Annotated in this window: 18 protein-coding genes and 1 pseudogene; 7 read left to right on the top strand and 12 right to left on the bottom strand. The window is 73.1% G+C overall.

Annotated features, from left to right (window positions below; all coding sequences use genetic code 11):
* Nucleotides 1–21: 21 nt before the first annotated feature.
* Genes ABD437_RS09335 through ABD437_RS09325 form a run of 3 tightly spaced genes read right to left on the bottom strand, consistent with a single transcriptional unit; the run spans nucleotide 22 to nucleotide 2,967 of the window.
* On the bottom strand, nucleotides 22–1,365 hold the full coding sequence (locus tag ABD437_RS09335; protein WP_344648362.1) for a permease prefix domain 1-containing protein: 1,344 nt from the start codon (nucleotides 1,363–1,365) through the stop codon (nucleotides 22–24).
* The gene (locus ABD437_RS09330; RefSeq protein WP_344648361.1) at nucleotides 1,362–1,724 is read right to left on the bottom strand and encodes a PadR family transcriptional regulator; all 363 of its coding nucleotides are present in this window, start codon (nucleotides 1,722–1,724) and stop codon (nucleotides 1,362–1,364) included. Before ABD437_RS09330 ends, ABD437_RS09335 begins: the two co-directional genes overlap by 4 nt.
* Nucleotides 1,725–1,770: 46 nt before the next feature.
* Entirely contained in the window at nucleotides 1,771–2,967 is a 1,197-nt protein-coding gene (locus ABD437_RS09325) for an oxygenase MpaB family protein (protein WP_344648360.1), read from the bottom strand.
* 119 nt (nucleotides 2,968–3,086) lie between these two features.
* Between ABD437_RS09325 and ABD437_RS09320 the strand changes: the two genes are divergently transcribed.
* Together ABD437_RS09320 and ABD437_RS09315 are read left to right on the top strand one after the other, a co-directional pair.
* A complete protein-coding gene (locus ABD437_RS09320; RefSeq protein WP_344648359.1) occupies nucleotides 3,087–3,644 on the top strand; it encodes a TetR/AcrR family transcriptional regulator in 558 nt (185 codons plus the stop codon).
* Nucleotides 3,645–3,680: 36 nt separating this feature from the next.
* Nucleotides 3,681–3,971, top strand: a pseudogene (locus ABD437_RS09315) (phage tail protein); the annotation flags it as partial.
* On the opposite strand, the gene ABD437_RS09310 reads toward ABD437_RS09315, so the two are convergent.
* Nucleotides 3,955–4,512, bottom strand: coding sequence for a hypothetical protein (locus ABD437_RS09310; RefSeq protein ID WP_344648358.1), 558 nt, complete (start codon nucleotides 4,510–4,512; stop codon nucleotides 3,955–3,957). The pseudogene ABD437_RS09315 and the gene ABD437_RS09310 sit on opposite strands and share 17 nt — an antisense overlap.
* Before the next feature lie 198 nt (nucleotides 4,513–4,710).
* Here ABD437_RS09310 and ABD437_RS09305 point away from each other — a divergent pair, with 198 nt between their 5' ends.
* Together ABD437_RS09305 and ABD437_RS09300 are read left to right on the top strand one after the other, a co-directional pair.
* The gene (locus ABD437_RS09305; RefSeq protein WP_344648357.1) at nucleotides 4,711–4,953 is read left to right on the top strand and encodes a hypothetical protein; all 243 of its coding nucleotides are present in this window, start codon (nucleotides 4,711–4,713) and stop codon (nucleotides 4,951–4,953) included.
* 135 nt (nucleotides 4,954–5,088) lie between these two features.
* Nucleotides 5,089–5,778, top strand: coding sequence for a GAF and ANTAR domain-containing protein (locus ABD437_RS09300; RefSeq protein WP_344648356.1), 690 nt, complete (start codon nucleotides 5,089–5,091; stop codon nucleotides 5,776–5,778).
* Between the two features lie 169 nt (nucleotides 5,779–5,947).
* On the opposite strand, the gene ABD437_RS09295 is transcribed toward ABD437_RS09300, so the two are convergent.
* The 6 genes from ABD437_RS09295 to ABD437_RS09270 all read right to left on the bottom strand — a co-directional run bounded on the left by ABD437_RS09295 (nucleotide 5,948) and on the right by ABD437_RS09270 (nucleotide 12,290).
* Nucleotides 5,948–7,909: a transglycosylase domain-containing protein gene (locus tag ABD437_RS09295; protein ID WP_344648355.1), complete on the bottom strand. Its 1,962-nt coding sequence runs from the start codon at nucleotides 7,907–7,909 to the stop codon at nucleotides 5,948–5,950.
* Between the two features lie 44 nt (nucleotides 7,910–7,953).
* A complete protein-coding gene (locus ABD437_RS09290) occupies nucleotides 7,954–9,294 on the bottom strand; it encodes an MDR family MFS transporter (RefSeq protein ID WP_344648554.1) in 1,341 nt (446 codons plus the stop codon).
* 125 nt (nucleotides 9,295–9,419) lie between these two features.
* Nucleotides 9,420–10,175, bottom strand: a complete 756-nt coding sequence (locus ABD437_RS09285) for an ABC transporter permease (RefSeq protein ID WP_344648354.1) — start codon at nucleotides 10,173–10,175, stop codon at nucleotides 9,420–9,422.
* Nucleotides 10,172–10,927 (bottom strand): ABC transporter ATP-binding protein, encoded by a 756-nt coding sequence (locus ABD437_RS09280; RefSeq protein WP_344648353.1) that lies wholly within the window; start codon nucleotides 10,925–10,927, stop codon nucleotides 10,172–10,174. Before ABD437_RS09280 ends, ABD437_RS09285 begins: the two co-directional genes overlap by 4 nt.
* A complete protein-coding gene (locus ABD437_RS09275) occupies nucleotides 10,924–11,778 on the bottom strand; it encodes a DUF4097 family beta strand repeat-containing protein (protein ID WP_344648352.1) in 855 nt (284 codons plus the stop codon). Before ABD437_RS09275 ends, ABD437_RS09280 begins: the two co-directional genes overlap by 4 nt.
* A gap of 23 nt (nucleotides 11,779–11,801) precedes the next feature.
* Nucleotides 11,802–12,290, bottom strand: coding sequence for a hypothetical protein (locus ABD437_RS09270; protein WP_344648351.1), 489 nt, complete (start codon nucleotides 12,288–12,290; stop codon nucleotides 11,802–11,804).
* Nucleotides 12,291–12,530: 240 nt separating this feature from the next.
* Here ABD437_RS09270 and ABD437_RS09265 point away from each other — a divergent pair, with 240 nt between their 5' ends.
* Genes ABD437_RS09265 through ABD437_RS09255 form a run of 3 tightly spaced genes read left to right on the top strand, consistent with a single transcriptional unit; the run spans nucleotide 12,531 to nucleotide 18,998 of the window.
* Complete coding sequence (locus ABD437_RS09265; protein ID WP_344648350.1) at nucleotides 12,531–17,945, top strand: ATP-binding protein; 5,415 nt, start codon at nucleotides 12,531–12,533, stop codon at nucleotides 17,943–17,945.
* Nucleotides 17,942–18,388, top strand: a complete 447-nt coding sequence (gene rnhA / locus ABD437_RS09260; protein ID WP_344648349.1) for a ribonuclease HI — start codon at nucleotides 17,942–17,944, stop codon at nucleotides 18,386–18,388. The genes ABD437_RS09265 and rnhA overlap by 4 nt, the downstream gene beginning before the upstream one ends.
* 13 nt (nucleotides 18,389–18,401) lie before the next feature.
* Entirely contained in the window at nucleotides 18,402–18,998 is a 597-nt protein-coding gene (locus tag ABD437_RS09255; RefSeq protein ID WP_344648348.1) for a M23 family metallopeptidase, read from the top strand.
* Nucleotides 18,999–19,020: 22 nt separating this feature from the next.
* Here ABD437_RS09255 and ABD437_RS09250 read toward each other — a convergent pair whose 3' ends face one another.
* Both ABD437_RS09250 and ABD437_RS09245 read right to left on the bottom strand, forming a co-directional pair.
* Nucleotides 19,021–19,518, bottom strand: a complete 498-nt coding sequence (locus tag ABD437_RS09250; protein WP_344648347.1) for a hypothetical protein — start codon at nucleotides 19,516–19,518, stop codon at nucleotides 19,021–19,023.
* A 70-nt stretch (nucleotides 19,519–19,588) separates the two neighbouring features.
* Nucleotides 19,589–22,090, bottom strand: a complete 2,502-nt coding sequence (locus ABD437_RS09245) for a fibronectin type III domain-containing protein (RefSeq protein ID WP_344648346.1) — start codon at nucleotides 22,088–22,090, stop codon at nucleotides 19,589–19,591.
* Nucleotides 22,091–22,156 lie beyond the last annotated feature (66 nt).

Below are 22,156 nucleotides of genomic sequence, written 5' to 3'. Positions count from 1 at the left end.
GCCTGAACCTGCGAACCAGGCCTAGTCGAACGTGAAGATCAGCGGGAACACCAGCACCACGAACCAGGCCCAGCCCGCGTACACGAACACGTACCGCGTCTGCCAGCGTTCCAGCGCCGCGAACGTCACCCGGTGCCGGACGAACGCCAGGAACAGCCACGCCGACCAGGCCAGGTTGCCGAGCAGGATCAGGTTCTCGCCCAGCACCGCGGTCTTGTTCGGGGTGAAGCCCCACCCGGTGATGCGCCCGGTGATCGCGGCCAGCACCACCGCGTCGATGAGCAGCGCGACGACCACCAGCCCGAGCTGCAACCGGTCGAACCAGCCGGGCCCGGTCGCGGGGTCGCGCGCCGAGATCGCGTAGAGGAGCAGCCCCAGCACGACGACGAGCATCAGGTCGAAGAGCAGCAGCACGTCCCGCTCGACGTCGAGCCGGCCGGTCCAGGCCAGGCCGACCAGGAGCGCGAGCAGCGCGGCGGCGAACAGCGGCGTGAACACCCTGGTCAGCACCGGGGCCATGTTCTCGATGACGCTCTGCTTGGCCTCGACCAGCCAGGCCGCGACGACGACCGCGCCGGCCGCGCCGCACGGCAGCAGCCACTCGGACACCGCGGCCTCGGCGTCGACGCCGATGGCGCTGAACGTCCCGACCGTGAAGGCGAGGAGCACACCGCCGCCGAGGCCGATCAGTGCGTAGTAGATCGCCCACTCGCCGGTGAACCGGATGAAGTCCATCCGGCACCGGCCGTCGCGCCAGTCACCGCCGACGTAAGCGACGCCGACGACCAGCCACAGCGCGAGCGGCAGGTGGATGGCCGAGACGACCAGGCTCTGCGAGTCGTCGCTCATCGGGTACGCGTTGATCGCGACCGCGCCCAGCACGAACGCCCCGGCCAGCAGACCGGCGACGCGCCACGGGACCCGGCGCTGCCAGGCGAAGTACCCGGCCAGCGCGGGCAGCACGAGCAGGCTGAGGTTGCGGGCGTAGAAACCGGCGTCGTCGTCGAGGCCGACGCCGAACAGCACCGGCAGCTTCACCGCGACGACGGCGATCACCGCGCAGATCAGCGCGGCGACGAACTCGCGCCGCGGTGTCTCCCGCTCCGGCTCGGCCGGGAGCACGAGCTGTTTCCACAGCCGCTCGGAGTGTTCCCGCGCGAACTCGCGGGACAGCTCGTCGAGACTGCCCATCCGTTTCACCGCGATCAGGAACGCCTCGTCGTCGTGCAGACCGGCGTCGGTGAGCTCGGTGATCCGCGCGCGCAGGTGGTCCTCGAGCTCGTCGGTGTCGGTGCCGTGCAGCTCGCGGCGGCGCTCGGCGTAGGCCCGCCAGTCGGCGATGCGGGTCTCCAGTTCGGTGCTCACCGTCCCCCCTCCCACGCGAGCGGAGGCATCCGGGCCGAGTCCCACACGCCGCGCAGCGTCGCGACGACCGCGGCCCACTGCCGGCGCTGTTCCACCAGCTCCGCCCGGCCCTGCCCGGTGATCCGGTAGTACTTGCGTTTGCGGCCGCCGGGCGGGGTCTCCCAGAACGACTCGACGTGCCCGAGCCGCTCGAGCCGGTGGAGCAGCGGGTAGAGCAGCCCGTCGGTCCACTCCAGCTGCCCGTTCGACAGTTCGTTGACCTGCTTGAGGATCGCGTAACCGTAGCTGTCGCCGTCGGCGAGGATACCGAGCACCAACGGGGTCGCGGACGCGGCGACCAGGTCCTTCGTGATGCGCATCCCACCTCCTGATACCTAGAGCTGCGATGCATAGTAGCTCTAGGTATCAAGCACGGGCGGGGTGGGTGCGCGCGGTGGGCGGCGAGGCGTCCACCAGGTCGTGGTGCACGTCGTACTTCGCGCGCAGCCGGGCGTCCTGCTCGGCCTGGTAGCGCTGCCCGGCGCGGGTGCGTGCCGCCAGCGCCGGCGGCACCCGGTCGAGCACCCCGTTGACCAGGCGCAGCACCGGCCCGACGGCCCGGATCACGGCCGTGACCCGCGTCGGCGGGATCCCGAGCTCGTCGGCGATCACGTCCCCGACAAAAATGCGTTCCAGCCCATGGACGACGTTCGGCGCGAGCCGTCGCGCGCGGCCCGGCAGCAGCCCCTCCAGCTCCGGCACCAGGAAGTCGGCGTTGATCGCGGCGACGAGCGTCCGGCAGTACTCGTCGACCGGCGGGCGGGTCAGCAGGTAGATCTCCTCCAGCCGCTCCTGCTCGGCGCGGTCGCGGGGCAGCAGGGCCTCGTCGATGCCGAGCAGGTGGCCCAGATACCGCCAGCGCGCGTACGCCGCGTCCACCTCGAACGGACGCTGCGGCGCCCCGATCGCACGCATCGCGCGCAGCGGGATCAGGCAGAACTCGACGAGCGTGTAGGCCAGGAACGCCTGACAGATCGGCACACCCCAAGCTGAGGCGTCCCAGTCGTCGCGCCCGGTGAGCGCCCGCCGGACGAGCGCGTGGATGATCCGCACCCGCACGGTCAGCTCGAACCCGGTCGACCAGCGGCCCAGACCGCCCTTCTCGGAGACCGCGGCGAGCCAGGACGCGACCTCGATCGTGCGGGCGCCCGCGTTGTCCAGGTAGCGCCCGGTCATCTCCAGCGGCCGTGACGCCGCCGCGTTGGCGTACCCGCTGACCAGGGACGCCGCCCCGAGCGCGATCCCGGACTGGCGCACGTACCTGGCGGTGTGCTCGGTGGCGGCGTCCAGCGCGTCGAAGTCGACCCAGCCGGGGACGTCCTCGAGCTGGTCGAAGAGGGCGCGCAGCGACGCCGGCGCGTCGTCGGGGACGCCGTGGCGGCACGCGGTGCGCAGCAGTCTCAGGCCGGCCCCGTGACCGAGCGTGTCGAAGTCGGCCACGAACGCGTCGGCGAGGGGGTCGCCGGCCCACATCGCCTCGAAGTACGTGTCCGCGAAGGCACCGAACCGCCGGGCCGCCTCGTCGCGGTCGCGCACCGAGGTCGGAAGCTCCTCGGGGATCATGCTCCGAGGTTAAAGTGAAGAATTCTCACCTTCCATTCACTTCTCCGCCTTGCGAATCGGTGTTCACTGACATGGCACGCAAGCAGCGAATACAGCCTGTTCAAGAACGCGCCCGGCAGATGCGTCGCGACCTGCTCGACGCGACCGTTCAACTCCTCGAACGCGGCGGCGCCGCCCGGCTGACGACCACCGCGATCGCCTCGCGCGCCCACGTCAGCACCGGCACGTTCTACCGGTACTTCTCCGACAAGGCCGACGTGCTCGCCGCCCTGCGCGAGGAGACGGTCCGCGCGATCAGCGTCGACCTGATGGCCGCGGTGGGCCGGGCGATCGACCTCGGGCTCGAGGACGGGGTGCGGCTGATCGTCGAGACGCTGGTGTCGGCGTTCGAGCGGCACCGGCCGGTGATCCTCGCGATCGCCGACGCCACCCCGGCCGGCACCACGGCGAACCTGCTGCCCTCGATCGAGGCCGACCTGTACCCGCTGGCCACCGTCCTGCCCCGCCGCCACCGCCCGGACGCCTCGCCCGACGAGCTCGACGCGATCGTGTTCCTCGCGATGGGCGTGCTGGTCTCGTCGTGCCTGCGCATCGCGCTGCAACGCCCGCCGTCGGTGTCCCGCCCGGCCCTGCTCGACCTGGCCACGACGATGGCCGTGTCGGCCGTCCGCGGGTGACCGTCGGCACCTACGCTGTCCGGTGAACACGCGGAGGTGCACGGCATCCTCGCCGACGAGCGCGGCCTGGTCATCGCGTCGCGCCCGCTCGAGGCGACGCGGTTCCAGGTCGAGAACATCCGCATGGCGTACGTGTTCTACGAGAGCGGCCTCTCGATCAACGTGATGTACACCCTCGACGACGGCGGCAAGCGCGCGGTCGGGTTCAAGCTCGCGGACGGGATGGACGTTCCCGAGGAACTCTCGTCGTTCAAGTTCGCCCGCCAGAAGTCGAAGCTGGCCGGCACGATCCGCGGCTCGTACTTCGTCATCAAGAACGCGCACTGACCGGGCCGCGGCCCCGGCGGCGGGCGCGCAGCACGACGACCGTGCCCGCCGGCAGGCCGGCGAGCGCGACCCCGGCGAACCCGAGCGCGGCGGCCCCGGTGTCGAAGTAGACGTCGGCCGGTGACGTCCGGCGCGTGTCGTCGGTGACGAGGAACGCGTTCCGCCCGCACGTGACGCCGTAGGTGCCGGCGACGCGGACCGTCACCTCGTTCCGGGCCACCCAGGTCGTGCCCTCGAGCACCAGCCGGGAGACGCCCGCACCGGACCGGCGGCGCTGGACCCCGTCCGCGGGGGCGACCACGCAGCTCCCGGCCGACGCCGTGTCCTCGGGCAGCAGGACGTCGTACCCGCGGCCGGGCTCCAGCCGCACGTCGACGCGGCCGCCGGACGACCGGGCGACAACCGCGGCCGACTCGAGCCCGGGGCTCGACGCGGCCACCAGCCCGAGCGCACCCCCGCTCAGCACGCTGACGACGAACACGACCCCGGCGGCGACGAACCAGTCCGCGCGCGACCGGACCCGAGGGGCGTCGATCGGCACGGGCCACCCCTTCCCCGGTCCACGGACGCCTGCCGTCCGTCCATTCGCGATTCTCGGACCCACGCGCAACCGGGGTCGCGGTGGCGACGGCCATCCGACTCCCGGGGCACGAACGGACCGTCGCCCGGCGGACAGACAGTGATCGCCGTCTACCGCCACCATGGACAACGCGGACGGACCCGAGCAGGAGGTGCGGCAATGCGTGACGCGGCGAGAACCGGCATCGCCTGGCTGGTGATCGTCGCCGGCCTCGAGGGCCTCACGGCCTGGGCCGGCCAGCGGATCGCGATCTGGGGCGCGGTCACGATGGCGACGCTGCTGCTGCTCGCCGTGGGGCTGCTCCGGCGCGACTTCACCGTCCTGCAGCCCTGGCTCTGGCAGACGGTCGGCGTGCTCCTCGGCGTCGTCATGGTCGTCGGCGTGGTCTCCGCGTTCGTCTGAGTGGGACCGGCGCCGGCCGTTCAGTCGCGCGCGATCGGCGAGGAGTTCCACCGTGGAGCAGGGAGGTGCCGTCCGGGGCCGGATTCGCCTCGGCGGCGAGGGTTACGCACGGCCGGATCGGTCACTACAGCCGGTGTGGTTCTCGACAAAATGGCCGAGCTCAGCCGGATCGTCCTCGCCGACACGCCACTCGAGGGCGTGCTTCTCCGGGTCGCGGAGGTCACCCGCGACGCCGTGCCCGGTGCCTCCGACGTGTCGGTCACGCTGCTGGTGAACGACCGCCCCACCACCGCGGCGTCCACGGGGGAGCGGGCCCGGGACCTCGACGAGCGGCAGTACCGCCAGGGCTACGGGCCGTGCCTGGAGGCCGCGCGGGGCGGCGAGGTGCTGGTGATCTCCGACATGGGCAGCGAGAGGCGCTGGCCGGCGTACACCCCGCAGGCCGCCGGGTGCGGTGTGTACAGCAGCCTGTCGTCGCCGCTGCCGGTGCAGCGGGACGTCGTCGGTGCGCTCAACGTGTACAGCACGGACAAGGCCGCTTTCGACGACGACGCGGTCGCGCTCGTCGCGGTGGTCGCCGACTACGCGGCGATCGCGGTCGCCAATGCGCACGCCTTCACGGCGACGACCGAGCTCGCCGCGGGCCTGCGCGCCGCGATGGAGTCCCGGGCGGTGATCGAGCAGGCGAAAGGTGTCCTCATGGCCGAGGGGAGATGCTCGGCGGAGGAGGCCTTCGCGCAGCTGACCAGGGTGTCCCAGCACACGAACCGCAAACTGCGCGACGTCGCCACCGCCGTCGTGGCCCGCGCCCAGCGCCGCGCCTGACCCGCCCACGCCCGCGCGTGAAGCCCGCGCCGAGACCGCGCCCAGGGACGCCCCCGCCCCAGGAACGCGCCCGGGACGCGCCCGGAACGCGCCCGGGAACACGTCCCACGAACGCGCCCCACGAAGGCGCCCCACGAACGCGCCCCACGAACGCGCCCCACGAACGCGCCTAGCGCGCGTTGCCCGGCCGGGAACCCGCCCGCACCGGCGGCGGGAAACTCTCCGCCGTGGTGCCCTTCAGCGCCGACGTCATGACCTCGCGCCAGACCGTGCCCGGCACCCCGGAGCCGCGCACGTCGATCGTGCCGTTCACGCGCTCGGCCGGCGGGATCGTGCTGCTCTCGCCCTTCCCGGCCCAGACGGCGGTGACCAGCTGCGGCGTGTACCCGACCACCCAGGCGTCGGACGAGCTGCCGTAGCGCTGCCCGCCGGACTTGGCCGCCGCCGGGCGGCCCAGGCGCAGGTTCGGGTCGGCCGCGTAGGACTGCTGCAGGACGTAGGAGACGTCCCGGCCGACCGCGCTCTCGAACGCCGCCACCGGCTCGGCCTGGTTCTGCGCCCGGTCGTAGAGCACGGTCCGCCCGTCCGCGTCGACGACCTGGTCGATGAAGTACGGCTCGTGGTGGACGCCGCCGGCCGCGAACGTGGCGTAGGCCGACGCCTGGTCGAGCACCGACACCCCGTACCGGCCGAGCGCGAGCGAACCGTCGACCTTCGTGTCGGTGGCGGGGGTGTCGTCCAGCGTCCGGATGCCGGCCTTCGCCGCGTCCCGGGCGACCGTGGTCGCGCCGTTGGTCAGCGTCGCGCCCCAGAACACCGACTCGACCGACTGCACGGTGGCGGTGGTGAGCGTGCACCGCGGACCGCAGGAGGCGCTGTTGGTCAGCGGCTTCGCGAGGTCCTCGTACTTCTGCCCGGTGGTGCCGTTCCACACCGAGTCGATGCCGTAGCCGTTCTTCACCGCGGTGGCCAGCACGAACGGCTGGAACGTCGCGGCCGCCGGGTGCGGCGCGCCGCTCGAGGCCTGGTCGAGGTTGCCGTAGCCCCGCGCGCCGCCGTAGTAGGCGCGCACGGCGCCGGTCCTCGGTTCGAGCGAGACGACCGCGGCCTCCTCGCCGCGGACGTGGCGCTGGGCGGCTTCGGTCGCCGCTTTCTGCGCCGCCCGGCTGATCGTCGTGGTCACGGTGAGCCCGCCGGTGTTGATGTCGGCCGAGGAGAAGCCGAGCTTCTTCAGCTCGGTCTCGATCCGCTGCCCCAGCACACCGGTGGACCCGGCCCGCCACTCGGCGCGCTTCGGCGCGGCCAGGACCGCGGGGAACCGCATCGAGGTGCGCGCGGCCCGGTCCAGGGACCCGGCGTCGACCATCGCGTCGAGGACGGTGCTCCACCGGGTGCGGGCGGCCTCGGGGTTGCCGGACGGGTCGGAGCGGCTCGGTTCGTCGATGGCCGCCGCGATCACGGCGCTCTCCTCGACGCTCAACGCCTCGACGTCCTTGCCGAAGTACGCCTGCGCGGCGCTCTGCACACCCCAGGCGCCCCGGCCCAGGTAGATCGTGTTCAGGTAGCCGGTGAGGATGTCGGCCTTGCTCATCGACTGCTCGAGCTTGGCCGCGCGGAGGGCCCGCTTGCTGTTCCCGACGCGGCGGCCCAGGTCGGTCGGCATCGTGTTGCGCAGGTACTGCTCGGCCAGTGGCTCCTTGCCCGCGCTGCCGACGACCAGGTAGCGCAGCGCGCGGGTCACGCCGGTGACCGTGGAGCCGGAGGTTTCGAAGTCCGGGTCCTGGGCGGCGATCACCGCCTGCCGCAGGTGCTCGGGGATGCGGTCGGACCCGACCTCGACCCGGTTCTCGGCCGCGAACGTCGCGAGCGGGCTGCGGTCGGAGTAGGTGATCCGGGTCGTCCCGGACAGGTCCGGGATCGGCGGCAGCCTCGTGCTGTTCCACACCACCGCCCCGCCGATCGCGGTGAGGACCAGTCCGATGACGACGGCGACGGCGAGGATGCGCAGCCCGCGGGGGCGGCCCCGTCCGGTGGGCGGAGCGGGCGGGGGAGGGTCGTCCGGCGGCGGAGCGTCAGCCTCGTCGATCCTCTCGGCATCGACGACGTCGGTCTCGGACTGATCGCTGCGCATCGCGCGATTCTGTTGTGGATTGCGGTGAAAAGCAACCACACTGGTCACACGGGTTCGCTCGCCCGTCCGGGGAGCGCCGCCGCGGCGATCAGCATGACGACCGCGAGGCCGACGAACACGACGACGATGCGCCCCACCGCCTCGGTGAGCAACGCCGGGGTACGGGTGTGCGCCCCGAGGACCGCGTTGACCAACGCGCCGAACGCCGCGGTGCCGACCGCGCTGCCCATCGAACGCAGGAACAGGTTGTTCGCGGTGACGACGCCCCGTTCGTGCCAGCCGACGCTGGACTGGGCCGCGATCAGCGTCGGGCTGGCGGTGAGCCCCATCCCCGCGCCGATGACGAAGCAGCCGGCGGCGACGAACCAGACGCTGCTGTGCTCGTCGAGCAGCAGGAGCAGCGCGACCCCGCCGAGGACGATCGTGGTGCCGATCAGCGCGCACACCCGGAACCCGAACCGCAGGTAGATCCGGCCCGAGTTCGACGCCGCGAGCGGCCACCCGATCGTCAGCGTGGCCAGCGCGAACCCGGCGACCAGCGGGCCGTGCCCGAGAGCCTCCTGCACGTAGGTGGGGACGTAGGAGGTGAGGCCGAACAGCACCGCGCCGAGCGCCAGCGAGATCAGTCCGCTGGTGACCAGCAGCCGGCGGCGGAACACCCAGAGCGGCAGCACCGGCTCGGCGGCCCGGCGCTCCACCAGGACGAACACCACCAGCAGGGCGACGCCGAGCGCGACGATCCCGAGGCCGGCCGGCGAGCCCCAGGCCCAGTGCTGGCCGCCCTCCAGCAGCGCGAGGATCAGCAGCGTCAGCCCGGACGTGAGCAGGGCGGCGCCGGTGTAGTCGATCGCCGGGCGGGTGCGCTCGACCCGCTCGGCGAAGTTGCGCAGCACCATCACCACGGCGATCAGGCACAGCGGAACGTTGACGAAGAAGATCCAGCGCCAGGAGACGTACTCGCTGAACACCCCGCCGAGCGTGGGGCCGACGACCGCGGCCATGCCCCAGATGCTGGCCATGTAGCCCTGGACGACCGCGCGTTCCTCGGTGGTGTAGAGGTCACCGGCGATCGTGATCGTCATCGGCAGGATCGCGCCGGCGCCGAGGCCCTGGACGAGCCGGAAGACGATCAGCGTGCCCATGCTCCAGGCGAAGCCGCACAGCACCGAGCTGAGCAGGAACATCGCGATGCCGAACAGGATCACCGGTTTGCGGCCGAACAGGTCGGCGAGCTTGCCGTAGAGCGGCACCGTGACGGCCTGGGCGAGCAGGTAGATCGAGAACAGCCAGGGGAACTCGTTGAACCCGCCGACGTCGTCGACGATCGAGGGCACCGCGGTGGCCAGGATGGTGGAGTCGAGCGCCACCAGCGACGTGGAGAGCATCAGCGCGAGCAGGATCGGTCCGCGCTCGGAGCGGAGCCCGACGCCCGGAGAGGCCTCCAGCTTGGTCACGATCGGTCCTCCCCGGCGGACGGTTGTGTCGTACAAACACTAACCGGAGGAATCCGTCAGGAGAGGCGCCTGCGGTAGAGGGTGACGGCGCCGGCGTACGCCGCGATCAGGATGCCGGTGCACCAGGCCAGCGCGGTCCAGATGTCGTCGCCGACCGGCTGCTGCGCGAACAGCGCCCGGAGGGCGTCGACGATCGAGGTCACCGGCTGGTGCTCGGCGAAGGCGCGGAGCGGGCCGGGCATCGTGTCGGTGGGCACGAACGCCGAGCTGACGAAGGGCAGGAACAGCAGCGGATAGCCGAACGCGCTCGCGCCGTCCGGGGTCTTGGCGGTGAGCCCGGGGATGACGGCGGTCCAGGTCAGCGCCAGCGTCAGCAGCAGCAGGATGCCGACGGCCGCGAGCCAGGCGGTGAGCCCGGCCCCGGACCGGAACCCCATCGCCAGCGCGACCAGCACGACCACGACGAGCGAGACCGCGTTGGCGATCATCGACGTCAGCACGTGCGCCCAGAGCACGCTCGAGCGGGCGATCGGCATCGACTGGAACCGCTCGAAGATGCCGTTCTGGATGTCGCCGAAGAGGCGGTAGGAGGTGTAGGCGATGCCCGACGCGACGGTCATCAGCAGGATTCCGGGCAGCATGTACGACACGTAGGGCCCCGACCCGGTCTCGATCGCGCCGCCGAAGACGTAGACGAAGATCAGCATGAAGACGATCGGGATCAGCGTGGTCGTGATGATCGTGTCGACGCTGCGGGTGACGTGGCGCAGCGACCGGCCGAGCAGCGTGGCGGTGTCCCGCACGAGGGTCATGGGGTGTCCTTCGCGGTGAGAGCGAGGAAGACGTCCTCGAGCGTCGGCTGCTTCTCGACGTACTCGACCTCGGCGGGCGGGAGCAGCTTCCGCAGCTCGGCGAGGGTGTCGTTCACCAGGATCCGGCCCTGGTGGAGGATCGCGATCCGGTCGGCGAGGTGCTCGGCCTCGTCCAGGTACTGGGTCGTGAGCAGCACGGTCGTGCCCTGCCCGGCCAGTTCCCGGACCGCGCGCCACACCTCCAGGCGGGCTTCCGGGTCGAGCCCGGTGGTCGGCTCGTCGAGGAAGACGACCGGTGGGTTCCCGATCAGGCTCATCGCGATGTCGAGCCGGCGGCGCATCCCGCCGGAGTACGTCGCGGCCCGCCGCCCGCCCGCCTCGGTGAGCGAGAACCGGCGCAGCAGGTCGTCGGCGATCGCCTTGGGCTCCGGGAGGTGGCGTAACCGCGCGACCAGGATCAGGTTCTCCCGGCCGGTGAGGATCTCGTCGACGGCGGCGAACTGCCCGGTGAGGCTGATCGAGTCCCGCACCTTCGCCGGTTGGCCGGCGACGTCGAAGCCGTTGACGTCCGCGCTGCCCCCGTCGGCCTTGAGCAGCGTCGCCAGGATCTTGATCAGCGTGGTCTTGCCGGCGCCGTTCGAGCCGAGCAGCGCGAACACCGTGCCCCGGGCCACCTCGAAGTCGACGCCGCGCAGCACGTCGAGGCCCGGGAAGGACTTCGTCACCCCGCTCACCCGGATCGCGGTGGTCACGACGCCGCCTCCACCGAACGCTGGATCACGATGTCGCCGAAGCTGGTGCGTGCCGTCACCTCGGCGCGGTGGTCGGTCTCACCCGGCCCGCTGGTGGCGTCGAGTTCGTTGACGACGCGGCCGAAGTCGGTGTGCAGATCGAGCCGGGCCGCGGTGCCCCGGCTGATGCCGATCTCGATGCGCCCGGCGGCGGTCTTGAGCGTCGCGTCGCCCTGGACGACCTCGGCCAGCCGGATGTCCCCGACGGCGGTGTTGGCGGTGACCCGGCCGGTGGTCCGGGCGGCGGTGATGCTGCCGTTCGCGGACTTGACGACGAGCGCACCGCCGGCGGCGCCGATCCAGGTGTCGCCGTTGCTGTTCGACAGCCCGGCGCGCCCGCCGACCGACTGCACGGTGAGCCGCCCGGAGGCCGTCGTGAGGTCGGCGTCGCCGGCCACGTGCCCGGCCGAGACGACCCCGAACCCGGTCGACGCCCGCAGCGAGGCGGCGTCCTCGACCTGGAGGTCACCGGCGCCGCTCTTGAGCCGGGTGTCGCCGAGCGGGCCGGTGCAGCGGATCGCGCCGGCCCCGAGCCGGGCGTCGACCGCCGACCCGGCCGGGAGCTCGATCGTCACGTCGGGCGTCCCGGCCCGGCGGAACGGGCTGTACGAACGTGGGCCGCGCACGGTCAGCCGGCCGGAGGTGAAGTCGACCTCGGTGTCCTCGGCGTCGCGGACGTCGCGGTCGTTGAACGCGTCGGCCGGTGCGATCGTGACGACGGTGTCGCGGCGGTCGCTCGCGACGATCCGGATCTCGCCGGCGGTCATCGCGATGTCGGCGGAGATCGGTTGCGGGGTGTCGTAGGCAGGCACGGCGGTGCTCCTTCGGGTGGGGGTCATCGGACCCAGCCGGTGTAGCGCTGGCCGACGCCCGGGGCCGCGGGGGGCGCGGTGGGGGTGTCGACCGCGGCCGAGGCGGTGCGGATCAGCCAGGTGTTGATCGAGACGCCGGCGCGGGCGGCGGCCTGCTCGACCCGCGTCTTGAGGTTCTCCGGCAGCCGCAGGCTGATCCGGACGGTGGCGTCGTCCTCGCCGTCGGCCACCGGGGGCGCGACCGGAGGCGGGGCTCCGGCCGCCTCGGACGGCGGCGGCGTCACGACGAAGGACGGTTCGCGCTGACGCAGGCGGAGGTCCACCGACCCGGGCGCGAGGTCCCGGGTGATCTCGGTGGCCGCCTCGGACAGCGCGTCGAGCAGCGCGAGGCGCAGCGCGGACTCGAGCGGGGCGGTGAGCCGCTCCGCCAGTTCCCGGGCGTCCTCACCGCCGGCCGCCGCGGCGAGGGCGAGCTCGTGGCGGACGGCATCGATGTACTGACCCAGTTCCATGGCGCCATAGTGGCATCACTGTGATGCCATTGGCAACCACGATGATGCCACAGAGTGGTGATCACACACGGTGACGGAAGAACGGCGACCGTGACGCGAAGCGTCGGGCCGGGCGATTTTTTGGAGGATTCCTACAACGGTTCTGCGGCACCATGCGCGGTCCGCTCCATTGGTGTGCCCTCCGGAATCGAGCAAGGTAGATACCAGTCTGTCTGTACTGGGAGTGGGGAGAGCGCGCCGGTGTTCAGTCGAGTGGCCATCGTCAACCGTGGAGAAGCCGCGATGCGGCTCATTCACGCCGTCCGGGACCTTTCGGCCGAAACCGGGGTGCGGATCGAGACGGTCGCGCTGTACACCGACGCCGACCGGACCTCCACGTTCGTCCGCGAAGCGGACATCGCCTACCCGCTGGGCCCGGCCTCGGCCCGCCCCTATCTCGACCTCGCGGTCCTGGAGAAGGCCCTCACCGCGGTCGGAGCCGACGCCGCCTGGGTCGGCTGGGGCTTCGTCGCCGAGGACCCGGCGTTCGCCGAGCTCTGCGAGAGGATCGGCGTGACGTTCGTCGGCCCGAGCGCCGAGGCGATGCGCAAGCTCGGCGACAAGATCGGCGCGAAGCTGATCGCCGAGGAGGTCGGCGTCCCGGTGGCGCCGTGGAGCCGGGGCGCCGTCTCCACGCTGGCCGAGGCCCTGGAGGCCGGCGAGCGCATCGGCTACCCGCTGATGCTCAAGGCCACCGCGGGCGGCGGCGGGCGCGGTATCCGCCGGGTCGACTCCGGCGACGAGCTCGCCGACGCCTACGAGCGCACCAGCCAGGAGGCGCTGCGCGCGTTCGGCTCCGGCGTCGTGTTCCTGGAGCGGCTGGTCACCGGCGCCCGGCACGTCGAGGTGCAGGTCATCGCCGACGGCCAGGGCACCGCCTGGGCGCTCGGGGTGCGTGACTGCTCGATCCAGCGCCGCAACCAGAAGATCATCGAGGAGTCGGCGTCCCCGGTCCTGGGGGCCGCCCAGGTCGACGAGCTCAAGACGTCGGCCGAGCGGTTGGCGGTGGCGGTGGGCTACCGCGGGGCCTGCACGGTGGAGTTCCTGTACCACCCGGGCGAGAAGCTGTTCGCGTTCCTCGAGGTCAACACGCGGCTGCAGGTCGAGCACCCGATCACCGAGGTCACCACCGACACCGACCTGGTGCGCCTGCAGCTCCACGTGGCCGGCGGCGGGCGGCTGGAGGGCCCGCAACCGGCCGAGAAGGGACACGCCGTCGAGGCCCGGCTCAACGCCGAGGACCCCGACCGCGACTTCGCGCCGGCCCCGGGCCGCATCACCCGCCTGGCGCTGCCGGCCGGCCCCGGCATCCGGGTCGACACCGGCGTCAGCGAGGGCGACACGATCCCCGCCGACTTCGACTCGATGATCGCGAAGATCATCGCCTACGGCCGCGACCGCGACCAGGCGCTGGCCCGCCTGCGCCGCGCGATGCGCGAGACGACCGTGCTGATCGAGGGCGGCGCCACCAACAAGAGCTTCGTCCTCGACCTGCTCGAGGCGCCCGAGGTGATCGACGCGAGCGCCGACACCGGCTGGATCGACCGCGTCCGCGCCGAGGGCCGCCTGGTCAGCCACCGGCACGCGGGCGTCGCGCTGGCCGCCGCCGCGATCGATGCGTACGAGGACGAGGAGGAGGTCAGCAGGCAGCGGCTGTTCGCCACCGCCCACGGCGGCCGCCCGCAGGTCCGGCACGACCCGGGTCGTCCGCTCGACCTCAAGCTGCGCGGCGCCGGCTACCGGGTCAGCGTGGTGCGCGTGGGCCGGCGGTCGTTCCGGGTGGGGTTCGCCGACGGCGTCACCGCCGACGTCGAGGTGGACCGGTTCGACCCCCACAGTGGCCAGATCGTGGTGAACGGGCAGCGGTTCCGGCTCGTCACGGCGGTACACGGGCCGGTGCACCTGGTCGAGGTCGACGGGGTCACGCACCGGGTGAGCCGCGACGAGGGCGGCGTCGTGCGGTCGCCCGCGCCCGCGCTCGTCGTCGCGACCCCGCTCGCGGTCGGTGACGAGGTCGAGGCCGGAGCGCCGATCCTGGTGCTGGAGTCGATGAAGATGGAGACCGTGCTCCGGGCGCCGTTCAAGGCGCGGGTGCGCGAGTGCCCGGTGTCGGTCGGCAGCCAGGTCGAGGCCGGCGCGCCGCTGCTGCGGCTCGAGCCGCTGGGCGACACCGACGCGGCGGCCGAGGCGGCCACCGGCACCACCGACGTCGATCTCCCGGCCGCACCGCCCGCCGCCACCGCCGACCGCTGCCTGCAGGACGTGCGCAGCCTGCTGCTCGGCTTCGACGCCGACCCGCTCGACGCCAAGCGGGCCCTCGCCGACTACCTGTCGGCACGCACCGACCTGGCGGGCGAGCTCGACCTGCTCACGGTCTTCGCCGACCTGTCCGAGCTCAGCCGCAACCGCCCCCGCAGCGAACTCGACGTGGAACCCGGCAGCCCGGTGCACAGCCCGCGCGAGTTCTTCCACACCTACCTGCAGAGCCTCGACGCCGACCGCGCCGGGCTGCCGGCGAGCTTCCGCGCGCGGCTGGAGAAGGTGCTCGCGCACTACGGCGTCGACGGGCTCGACCGCACCCCGGAGCTGGAGGACGCGGTCTTCCGCATCGTCCTCGCCCAGCAGCACGTCAGCAGCAACGTCGCGATCGTCTCCGAGCTGCTGCGCCAGTGGCTGGCCGGTCCGCCGCCGGTGGAGGCGCTGAGCGAGCCGGCCGGGCTCACGCTCGCGCACGTCATCGAGGCCACCCAGGTGCGGTTCCCGACCGTGTCCGACCTCGCCCGCGGCGTCGTCTTCCGCTGGTTCGCCCAGCCGCTGCTGCGCCGCACCCGCGCGACCGTCTACGCCGAGGTGCGCGACCACCTGCGCTACCTCGACGCCCACCCGGACGCGCCCGACCGCGCCGAGCGGATCCAGTCGATGGTGGCGGTCGCCGAGCCGCTGGTGCAGCTCGTCGGCCAGCGCACCGGCCGCGCCGACCGCGACCACGCGCCGCTGCTCGAGGTGCTCACCCGCCGCTACTACGGCAACCGGGGCCCGTCCGGCGTCGGCGCGGTCGAGGTCGCCGGCCACCGCTTCGTCACGGCCGAATTCCTCGACTCCGACGACGCGGAGCGCGTCGTCACGACCGCAGTCGACATCTCCGGGCTGGCCGGTGCGCTCGAGGCGGTCGCGCGGTTCGACGGACCGCTCGCGGCCGACCTCTACGTCACCTGGGACGACCAGCCCGACGCCGACACGATGGCCGCGCGGCTGGACGGTCTGGTCGCCGGCGTCACGTTCCCGGCCGGGGTCTCCCGGATCACGCTGACGGTCGCCGGCACCGCCGGTGCGCGCATGCACCACCACTTCACGTTCCGCCGGGACGCGTCCGCGTTCGCCGAGGACCGGCTCATCCGGGGCCTGCACCCGCAGATCGCCGAGCGGCTGCAGATCCAGCGCCTGCGTGAGTTCGACCTGACCCGCCTGCCCTCCTCGGACGAGGAGATCTACCTGTTCCGGGCGGTCGCGCGCAGCAACCCGTCCGACGAGCGGCTGATCGCGATGGGTCAGGTCCGCGACCTGACGCCGCTGCGCGAGGCCGACGGCCGGCTGATCGCGCTCCCGGCGGTGGAGGACGCGGTCACCGCCGGGCTCGACGCGATCCGCGCGGTGCAGGCCCAGCGCCCGCAGAACCGGCGGTTCGACACCAACCGCATCATGCTCTACGTGTGGCCGCCGACCGACCTGTCGCCGGACGAGCTCGAAGCCCTGGTGCAGCGGGTGCTGCCGACCACGGCCGGCGCCGGGCTGGAGGAGGTCGAGTTCGTCGGCCGGCAGCGCAACGACGCCGGTGACCTCGAAGAGCTGTCGGTGCGCATCGGCTTCGACCCCGGGCGCGGCATGCGGCTGGACGTGGGGGCCCCGTCCACCGAGCCGATCGCCCCGCTCGACGACTACCGGCAGAAGGTGCTGCGTGCCGCGCAGCGCGGCAACGTCTACCCGTACGAGCTGACCGGGCTGCTGGGCTCGTTCGTCGAGTACGACCTAGTCGACGGTGCCCTCGTGCCGGTGGACCGGCCGCGCGGGCGCAACACCGCGGCGATCGTCGCGGGTGTCGTCACGACGCCGACCGAGCGCTACCCCGAGGGCGTCACCCGGGTGGTGCTGCTCGGCGACCCGACGAAGGCGCTGGGCGCGCTGTCCGAGCCGGAGTGCTCGCGGGTGATCGCGGCGCTGGACCTGGCCGAGTCGATGCGGGTGCCGCTGGAATGGTTCGCGCTGTCGGCCGGCGCGCGGATCTCGATGACCTCCGGCACCGAGAACATGGACTGGGTCGCGGCCGCGCTCAAGCGGATCGTCGAGTTCACGCAGGCCGGAGGCGAGATCAACATCGTCGTCGCGGGCATCACGGTCGGCGCGCAGCCGTACTGGAACGCCGAGGCGACGATGCTCATGCACACCAAGGGCGTGCTGATCATGACGCCGGACTCGGCGATGGTGCTCACCGGCAAGCAGTCGCTCGACTTCTCCGGCGGCGTGTCGGCCGAGGACAACTTCGGCATCGGCGGTTACGACCGGGTGATGGGGCCGAACGGTCAGGCGCAGTACTGGGCGCCCAACCTGCCCGCGGCGCGCGACGTGCTGATGAAGCACTACGACCACACGTACGTGGTGCCGGGGGAGTCGGCGCCGCGGCGAGCGTCGACCGCCGACCCCGCGGGCCGGGACATCTCGGACTACCCGCACGCGATCGTCGAGAGCGACTTCCGGACGGTCGGCGAGATCTTCTCGGCCACCCACAACCCCGACCGGAAGAAGCCGTTCGACATCCGCACGGTGATGCGTGCGCTGTCCGACCAGGACCACCCGGTGCTCGAACGCTGGGCCGGCATGGCCGACGCGGAGACCTCCGCGGTGCAGGACGCGCACATCGGCGGCTGGCCGGTGTGCCTGATCGGCATCGAGTCGCGGTCGGTGCCCCGGCGGGGCTTCCCGCCCACCGACGGCCCCGACACGTACACCGCCGGGACGCTGTTCCCGCGCTCGTCGAAGAAGACCGCGCGCGCGATCAACGCGGCGTCGGGCAACCGGCCGCTCGTCGTGCTGGCGAACCTGTCCGGTTTCGACGGCTCCCCGGAGTCGATGCGCCGGCTGCAGCTGGAGTACGGCGCCGAGATCGGGCGCGCGATCGTCAACTTCGACGGCCCGATCGTGTTCTGCGTGATCTCGCGCTACCACGGCGGCGCGTTCGTGGTGTTCTCCAAGGAGCTCAACCCGTCGATGACCGTGCTGGCGCTGGAGGGCTCGTTCGCGTCGGTGCTGGGCGGCGCGCCCGCCGCGGCCGTCGTGTTCTCCGGCGAGGTCAACAACCGCACCGCGACCGACCCGCGGGTGGCGGCGCTGCAGACGCAGGTCGCGTCGGCCGGTGGCGCCGAGCGGGCCGCGTTGAGCGCGCGCCTGGCCGAGGTGCAGGCCGGGGTGCGGGCCGAGAAGCTCGGCGAGGTCGCGGCCGAGTTCGACCGGGTGCACAGCATCGAGCGCGCGGTCGAGGTGGGGTCGGTGGACGAGATCGTGTCGGTCGCCGAGCTGCGGCCCCGGATCATCGCGGCGCTGGACCGGGGGATGGGCGCTTGAGCGTCGTCGTCATCCACACCGACGGGGCGTGCATCCCGAACCCCGGCCCCGGCGGGTGGGGTGTCGTGCTCCGTTACGGCGACGCGGTGAAGGAGCTGCGCGGCGGCGAGGCCGGCACCACCACCAACAACCGGATGGAGCTGATGGCCGCGATCCGGGCGTTGGAGGCGCTGACCCGGCCGTCGCGGGTGCAGCTGCACACCGACTCGTCCTACGTCCAGCAGGGCATCACCAGCTGGATGACGAAGTGGAAGCGCAACGGCTGGCAGACCGCGGCCCGCCAGCCGGTGAAGAACGCCGACCTGTGGGTGCGGCTGGACGAGGCGATCGGCGTCCACGAGGTCGAGTGGAAGTGGGTGAAGGGCCACGCCGGCGACCCCGGCAACGAGCGCGCCGACGAGCTCGCCGGCCTGGGGCTGCGTGAGAGCGTTGCCGGCGTCTGACACGATCTGAGCTGTGAAAACCGCTCGTCTGGGCATCGTTGTCGGGCTAGTGGTGCTGGGGTTGGTGGCTTTTGTCGGATGGCGGTTCGTGTGGCCGGTGGTCGGGCCACCCGGACCGCGTCCGGCGTTCCAGCTGCCGGTGGCGTGCGGCGAGCGCTGGCAGCTCGGCACGTATCCCGGCCACGACGACTACGACGTCGACTTCTTCCCGCTCGACGGCGAACAGTGGGGCCGGCCGGTGCTGGCGTCGGCCGACGGCACGGTGAACGTCGCCGGGATCAACGGAACGCTCGGCGGGCGCACCCCGTCCGACCCGTCCGGCCCCCGCGGCACCGGCGGCGGCTACTGGGTGACGATCGACCACGGCGGCCGGTGGCAGACGCAGTACCTGCACCTGCTGGAGCCGCCGCTGGTGTCCGAGGGGGACCGGGTCACCCGGGGCCAGCAGATCGGGCGTCTCGGCAGCACCGGCAACTCCGGGGCACCGCACCTGCACTACGAGCAGCGCCGGGGCTGGCAGAAGGTCGAGACCCACTTCGACGGGCGGCCGTCCGGCATCACGACCGACGACCGCGAGTACACGACCGAGCTGGTGAGCCGGAACTGCTGAGCGGACCGGCGGCCGGCGCCGGTCAGCCGTCGGCCGCGGGGCGCTCGGGGATGAGGGGGCCGCCGAGGGCGAGCGTCAGGTCCGGCTGCGCCCGGTCCAGGCTCCGGCGCGCGGCGTTCACGAACGCCACCTGCGCCGCGACCAGCGCACGCAGCAACGACTCCCACTCCACCTCGTCCCGCCGCCCGCTGTGGACCTGCGCGTCGATGTCCAGGAGCGCGACCCCCACCGGGGTCAGGGCCGCGACGACCTCCTCGTCCGCGACCAGGCTCACCTCGGTGAGCGCGCCGCCCCACCGGGACCAGTCGACGTCGGTCACCGGGATCGTGCCCAGATAGGCGCGCCGGAGATCGAACTCCACCCGGGCGTACTCCCGTAACAGGTTCCGGTACGCCGCCGCCTTGGTGTCCGTGCGCCAGTGCTGGCTCTGCCCGCGCCGGGTGAGGAACCCACCCACCAGCACCCCCGCGAGCGTGCCGATCATGCTCCCCGCCACGGTCACCACCACGGTCCACGACACGCCCCCACCGTGCCGAACCAGCGGGGTCACCGCAAGGTCCCCGGGCGCGCCGACCGGCCGGGCGCACGGGTCACCGGGGTCGGCCGGGTGCCCCGGTGCGGCCGGCGGAGCGTGGGACGCGGCGGCGGACGGCGACCCGCAGCGCCAGCCCGGCGGCGACGAGGAGGAGCCCGGTGACCGCGGCGCGCACGACGTCCCCGCCGGTACGCGGCAGGTGCGGGCCGGGCGCGAGCGGCAGCGCACGGCTGAGCGGGTGGCCGGACGGCGCGCTGCCCTGGGCGGTGACGACGTGGTGACCGCGGACACCGGCGGGCAGCCGGGCGCGGAGCGCGGCCCGGCCGGTCCGGTCGGCGACCGCGGTACCGAGGAGGCGCGGCGTCGAACGGAGCCAGAACGCGACGGCACCGCCCGGGCGGAAGCCCACCGCGGTGAGCGTGAGGACGCCGTCGCGGCGGGAACCGGTCAGGCGGGCGGCCGGGCCGAGGAGGTCGGCGGGCACCGCCGGGGCGCTCACGGCGCTGGGGGGTGAGGCGCCGGCGGAGGAGAGCGCGGTCACGCTCACGCGGTAGGCGGTGGTGTTCGTCAGGTTCCCGAGCACGCAGCCGGTCGCCGGAGCGGCGACGGTGCAGGCCTCGCCGCCGGGCCGCGCGGTGGCGGTGTAGCCGGACACCGGGGCGCCGTGGGTGACCGGCGGGTCCCAGCTCACCGCGATCGCCTGGTCGCCGGCGACCACCCGCGGCCGCGCCGGCGCGTCCGGCCGCCGCACCCCCGGCGAGGTCGGCGCGGGCGGAGGCGGCGCGGGCGAGGTCGGTTCCGGCGTCGACGGCGCTGCTGACGTCGGCGCGGTCGTCTCCGGTTCGCCCGGCACCGGCCCGTCCGTCGTGGGGGCGGGCGGCGAGACCGGGCCGGGCGGAACCGGGCCGGGCGGAACCGGTGGTGTGGCGGTCGGCGCCGGCGGGCCCGGTGGCACCGGAGCGGCACGCACGATCGTGGCGTCGGCGTTCGCCGCGCCCGCGGTGATCCGCACCGTGTCGACGCCGGCCACCGTCCCCGTCGCGCAGAACCGCGCGGTCCCGTCGGCCTCGCTCGCCACCTCACCCTCGGCCGGATTCGCCCCGTCGACGCGGAACCCCACGTACACCCCGGCCGCCCCGACCGCGGCGGTGACGCACGCGCTCGCGCCGACGGCCGCGGTCTGGGTCGCCGGGTCCGGCGTCACCGACGTCACGGTCCCGACCGGCGTCAACCCCGCGCCACCCGGATAGGCGTACGACACGTAGGTGTGCGAGCCGTAACCGACCAGTCCGAACCGCGCGTCGGCCCGCACGACGTGCGGCCCCTCGCCGATCCGCACCGGCGCCGAGGAGAACCCGCTCGAGCCCACCGGCGCGAACGACCCGGCGGGCACCGGGACCCCGTCCAGCCGGACGCTGCCCACCGCCCCGGTCGGCACCGTGAGGTTCATCGCGTTGAACGGGAAAACGGTCTGCGGGGTGTCCGGCCGGTACACGGGCACGCTGAACGCGTACTCGGCGAGGTACTGCTCGGCCGGCGGCACGAGCGTCATCGCCGGGTCGCCGTACGTGCCGTTCAACCCCCAGCCGGTGTACGCGCCCCGCACCACGTACTGCGCGGCGAGCGCCGGCCGGCTGGTCACGATCACCGTCCCGGTGGTGCCGGCGGTGCCCAGCACCTGCTCGAACGTCTGTCCGGCCGCGAGCGTCGCCACGACGGTGCCGTCCACGCGCACGACCGTGCCGTCGGCGTCGGCCACCACCCGCACCGGGTCGCCCCCGGAGTCCTTGGCGAACCGCACCGGCAGGAACGTGGTGCCCCACGCCGACACCGGAGGAAGCTGCTCGTAGAGCTGGTCCGACCCGCCGCCGGACCCGATCACCCCGCAGTCGTTGCCGGCGAAGACGGCGACCGGCGCCGCCGCGGTCACCAGCGACCCGGTGACGTCGTACCCCACCCCGGCGGTCACCGTGTACGCCTCACCGCGGTTCACGGTGACGACGTACGGCGCACCGGCCGTCCGCGCGCCCAGGCGCCCGTACGGCGTGACGGTCACCGCGGTGCCGTCCTGCGTGCCGACCACGATCAGGCGGCTCGGGCAGGACGCGCCGACCGTGCCGTACGACACCGCCCGGTAGCGCGTGCCGAGGTTCGCGGTGGGCAGCGCGGTGAACCCGTCCGCGCTCGTCGTGGTGGAGTTGAGGCCCTGGACGGTGACCGGTCCGGCCGCCGTGACGTGGAGGCCGACGTTCGTGGTGGCGTCGGCGCCCGAGGCCACCAGCGTGGGGTCCACCGGGATCCGGGTGGGCGTGCCCGGAGTGACCGCGAACGGCGTCGACGTGCCGTCGGGCCAGGTCACCGCCCCGGTCGTGGCCTCGACGCCGGTCACGTACAGGAACAACGCCACCGCGCTGGTCGACGAGTTGCTGCTGAACGCCACCCAGAAGTCGCTCCCGGCGGTCGACGCCGGAGCCGCGGCCCGCGCGGTCGAGAGCCCGGACACCGCGACGAGGCACAGCGCGACCACTGCGCTGAGTAGTCCCCGCCAAGCACCCATAACCGTACAAATAGTAATTCACAGCAGTCCGGCCAGGCGGTACCGGACCAGGGAGCCGTCCCAGCC

It is taken from the genome of Cryptosporangium japonicum (genome assembly GCF_039524755.1).
Lineage (GTDB): Bacteria > Actinomycetota > Actinomycetes > Mycobacteriales > Cryptosporangiaceae > Cryptosporangium > Cryptosporangium japonicum.
Note: the sequence above shows the minus strand (reverse complement) of the source record. Positions and strands in the feature narration are given on the sequence as shown.

Excerpts from the sequence above, each read along its gene's own strand:
- ABD437_RS09290 (WP_344648554.1), bottom strand. The coding sequence starts at position 9,294 with ATGCTCTCCACGTCGCTGGTGGCGCTCGACTCCACCATCCTGGCCACC.
- ABD437_RS09270 (WP_344648351.1), bottom strand. The coding sequence starts at position 12,290 with ATGGAACTGGGTCAGTACATCGATGCCGTCCGCCACGAGCTCGCCCTC.
- ABD437_RS09295 (WP_344648355.1), bottom strand. The coding sequence starts at position 7,909 with ATGCGCAGCGATCAGTCCGAGACCGACGTCGTCGATGCCGAGAGGATC.
- ABD437_RS09325 (WP_344648360.1), bottom strand. The coding sequence starts at position 2,967 with ATGATCCCCGAGGAGCTTCCGACCTCGGTGCGCGACCGCGACGAGGCG.
- ABD437_RS09285 (WP_344648354.1), bottom strand. The coding sequence starts at position 10,175 with ATGACCCTCGTGCGGGACACCGCCACGCTGCTCGGCCGGTCGCTGCGC.
- ABD437_RS09330 (WP_344648361.1), bottom strand. The coding sequence starts at position 1,724 with ATGCGCATCACGAAGGACCTGGTCGCCGCGTCCGCGACCCCGTTGGTG.
- ABD437_RS09305 (WP_344648357.1), top strand. The coding sequence starts at position 4,711 with ATGCGTGACGCGGCGAGAACCGGCATCGCCTGGCTGGTGATCGTCGCC.
- ABD437_RS09245 (WP_344648346.1), bottom strand. The coding sequence starts at position 22,090 with ATGGGTGCTTGGCGGGGACTACTCAGCGCAGTGGTCGCGCTGTGCCTC.
- ABD437_RS09320 (WP_344648359.1), top strand. The coding sequence starts at position 3,087 with ATGCGTCGCGACCTGCTCGACGCGACCGTTCAACTCCTCGAACGCGGC.